The organism is Pseudomonas sp. P5_A2_2 (assembly GCF_054177685.1).
In genome coordinates this window covers 1-3,258 of the sequence record NZ_JBGCUL010000512.1, presented here as the reverse complement: position 1 = coordinate 3,258, position 3,258 = coordinate 1, and the positions used below count along the sequence as shown (strand labels likewise).

The window sequence follows — 3,258 nt, the reverse complement described above, 5'->3', positions numbered from 1 at the left end:
CTGCTGGTGGCCTCGTACGGCCCGCCTTGCCAGGTCGAGACGGTCATCTCGGGGATGGGCACGACGATTTTGTGCAGCCGGTACAACTTGGCCTCGGCCGCCATGTTCAAGTCATAGAGCCAGTAGCCGATGGCCGGGTAGGTCAGCCAGCTCCAGGCGACGAACACCGCGAGAACGACGAACAACAAAAGCATCACGCGTCTCCCTTGTATCTGCTCAGGACAAAATGTGATCAGCGGGTTTCAGCGCTCGGGTCAAGCGATGAAAGCTGAAGCTGAACCCCGGAAACATGGCAATCACATGACCGCTCCTGCTTTGATACCAACTGTGGCAACCGCCGGACTTCCACACGGTGCGTTCCATTTCCCGGTGGATCATTTCAGTGTAGGTACGTTCCGCCTCATGGCGAACTTCGATGCTGCGTAAACCTTGATCCTTCAAGGTGCGAATGCAATCGAGGATGTAATTCATCTGCGATTCGATGATGAACAGCGCCGAGGTGTGGCCGAAGCCGGTGTTCGGCCCGGTGACGATGAACAGGTTGGGGAAGTCGGGCAGGGCGGTGCCGAGATAGGCCCGCGGGTATTGTGCCCAGACCTCCTTGAGACATGTGCCGTTTTTGCCCGTTACCGGGTAGCAAATCACCCCGTCGGTGGCATCGTAGCCGGTGGACCAGACGATCAGGTCCACGTCTATATGTTGGCCATCGAGGGTAACGATCCCGGTTTCGTCGATGGCCGCGATGCCTTGTTCGCGGCTGTGCAGCGTCACGTTGCGGCGGGCCAGTGCCGGGTACAGCGTGCTGGACAGAATCACCCGTTTGCAGCCCATGGTGTAGTCCGGCGTCAGTTTGCGCCGCAGTTCGGCGTCCGGCACCTGGAGCTTGAGCAAGCGCAGGGCCTGGCGCTGAACCCTGTGCACGGCCGGCTTCGAATACTTGAAGCCAAACACCCGGGTTTCGAATTGCCAGTAGATACCCCAGCGCAGCAACTTGTAGACGGGCTTGAGCCCCAGCAGCCAGCGCTGGAAGCGGCCAAACCTGCGATCAGCCCGGGGCAATACCCAGTGGGGCGTGCGCTGGAACACATGCAAGTGCCCGACGTCCGGGGCAATGGCCGGAATGACCTGGGCCGCACTGGCGCCGCTGCCGACGATGGCCACGGATTTTTGCCGGTAGTCGTAGCCGTGATCCCAGTTGTTGGTGTGGAAAGTCTTGCCCTGAAAACGCTCCTGTCCGTTGAAGTGCGGCACCACCGGTTGACTCAACGGCCCGGTCGCGTTGATCAGGAACTGCGCGCAAAACGAGCCTTTTCCGGCGGTGTAAACCGTCCAGCGCCTGCTGGCGTCGTCCCATTCGACGCGCTCGACATTAGCGTCCAGTTCCACCTTGCCCCGCAGGCCGAAGTGTTCCACCACATGGCGGGTGTAGCGGTGCAGTTCGGCCTGTCCGGCGAACATTTGCGTCCAGCGATACGGGGCGAAAGACAAGGAGTACAGCGGCGAAGGCACATCGACTGCCGCGCCGGGATAGGTGTTCTGGCACCAGGTGCCRCCGAAGAAATCCCGTCGCTCCAGCAGGCGGAAATCGTCGATGCCGACCTTGAGCAAATTGATTGCAGCACATTGTCCGCCAAAACCGCTGCCGATGATCAATACTTGAAAGGTCTGCATGGGCCTCCTCTTATGGTCATTGATCAACCCTTCTTTCATGTATAGCCGTTTCTGGAGACGAGGCTTTTGCTTTTATTCGAGCGTGATGTCGCGATATTCAGCCTGTCAGTCGGTGATGGCTATTTGATTTCACCCTGATAGACTCCAGCACACAGACACAGGCTGTTATCGCATTCCGTCGAGTGGCACAGAGGCCCTATGGCAAAAACGGGAGGAAAGGGATCTTCATTGGCCAGGAGGCTCTATACATCGCGAATCCTGGGGGTGGCCCTGGGATTGGTGTGTGTGAGTGCGGCGATGTATCCACTCGATCCGGCGCCCTGGGTCTGGGGATTCATGTGGTTCAACGGCCTGGTCTGGCCGCACCTGGCTTACCAATGGGCGCGCCGGGCCAGGACGCCCTATCATGCCGAACACCGCAATCTGCTGATCGATGCCTTTCTCGGCGGATTCTGGATTGCCGCCATGCAATTCAATCCACTGCCCAGTGCGACCACCATCTCCATGATGGCCATGCATAACGTGGCCATCGGCGGCTTGCGCTTCCTGCTGGCCGGGACGGCCGCGCAAGTGCTGGGCCTCTGCGTAGGCTTGCAGATTTTCGCCCCGGCGTTCATTCCCGCTACCAGCCCGGTGCAGCTCTATGCCTGTTTGCCATTGCTGTGCCTGTATCCATTGGCGCTGGGCTGGTTCTGCTTCCGCCAGGCCCATGCCCTCGGCCGTCAGAAGCGTGAACTGCTGGCACTGAGCCGCACCGACAGCCTGACGGGCCTGCTGAACCATGGCTCCTGGAAGGACCAGCTGGAGGTCGAGTTCCAGCGTTGCAAACGTCAGCAAAAAGGCGGGGCTATCGCGCTGATCGATATCGACCATTTCAAAGCCATCAACGATACCTACGGCCATGTTGCCGGCGACATCGTCCTGCGTCAGTTGAGCAAAATGCTCAGGCACAGCCTGCGAGCGACCGATGTGGCAGGGCGCTACGGCGGTGACGAGTTCTGCGTGATCCTTCCGGACCTGCCCCTGAACCGCGCCGTCGCCGTCATGGAGGCCCTGCGCGATCGATTCGCCACCTTGGGGGACGAGCAGAACCCGGCGCTGAAAGTCAGCCTGAGCATTGGCCTGGCCTCCTTCAACCCGGCCCACGCCGACGCGATGCTCTGGCTCAATGACGCCGACCATGCGCTATACGAAGCCAAGACCACCGGGCGCAATCGAGTGATCTGTTGCGGCAATGGCAAACCCCATCCCGAACTGCTCGACTCGGTGTGATTGCACACTGCAAAACCTGTGGGAGCGAGCCCATCATTTGCATACACCCGCGATCAATTGTGGGAGCGAGCCTGCTCGCGATGGCTGAGTGTCAGGCGATGTGGATGTTGGCTGTGATGGCCCCATCGTCGGAACGCCGCCCGGAGCAAGCTCGCTCCCACAGTAGATTTGCGGTGARCCCGTCATTTACGTACACCCGCGATYAATTGTGGGAGCGAGCTTGCTCGCGATGGCTGAGTGTCAGGCGATGTGGATGTTGGCTGTGATGGCCCCATCGTCGGAACGCCGCCCGGAGCAAGCTCGCTCCCACAGTAG

The 3,258-nt window shown here is 60.1% G+C and carries 2 protein-coding genes and 1 pseudogene; 1 reads left to right on the top strand and 2 read right to left on the bottom strand.

The genetic code is table 11. The features are described 5' to 3' along the window. Both ACXRVY_RS21415 and ACXRVY_RS21410 read right to left on the bottom strand, forming a co-directional pair. Positions 1-194 (bottom strand): annotated as a pseudogene (locus tag ACXRVY_RS21415) (alpha/beta fold hydrolase); the annotation flags it as partial. Between the two features lie 22 nt (positions 195-216). Then, positions 217-1,671 carry a flavin-containing monooxygenase gene (locus ACXRVY_RS21410; RefSeq protein ID WP_223463056.1) on the bottom strand — a complete coding sequence of 485 codons (1,455 nt, stop codon included), beginning with the start codon at positions 1,669-1,671 and terminating at the stop codon, positions 217-219. 198 nt (positions 1,672-1,869) lie between these two features. On the opposite strand from ACXRVY_RS21410, the gene ACXRVY_RS21405 reads away from it, so the two are divergent. Further along, a complete protein-coding gene (locus ACXRVY_RS21405; RefSeq protein WP_457266346.1) occupies positions 1,870-2,943 on the top strand; it encodes a diguanylate cyclase in 1,074 nt (357 codons plus the stop codon). Positions 2,944-3,258 lie beyond the last annotated feature (315 nt).

Bases quoted from the DNA above. Each gene is read 5' to 3' on its own strand.
- ACXRVY_RS21405 (WP_457266346.1), top strand. From the start codon at position 1,870: ATGGCAAAAACGGGAGGAAAGGGATCTTCATTGGCCAGGAGGCTCTAT.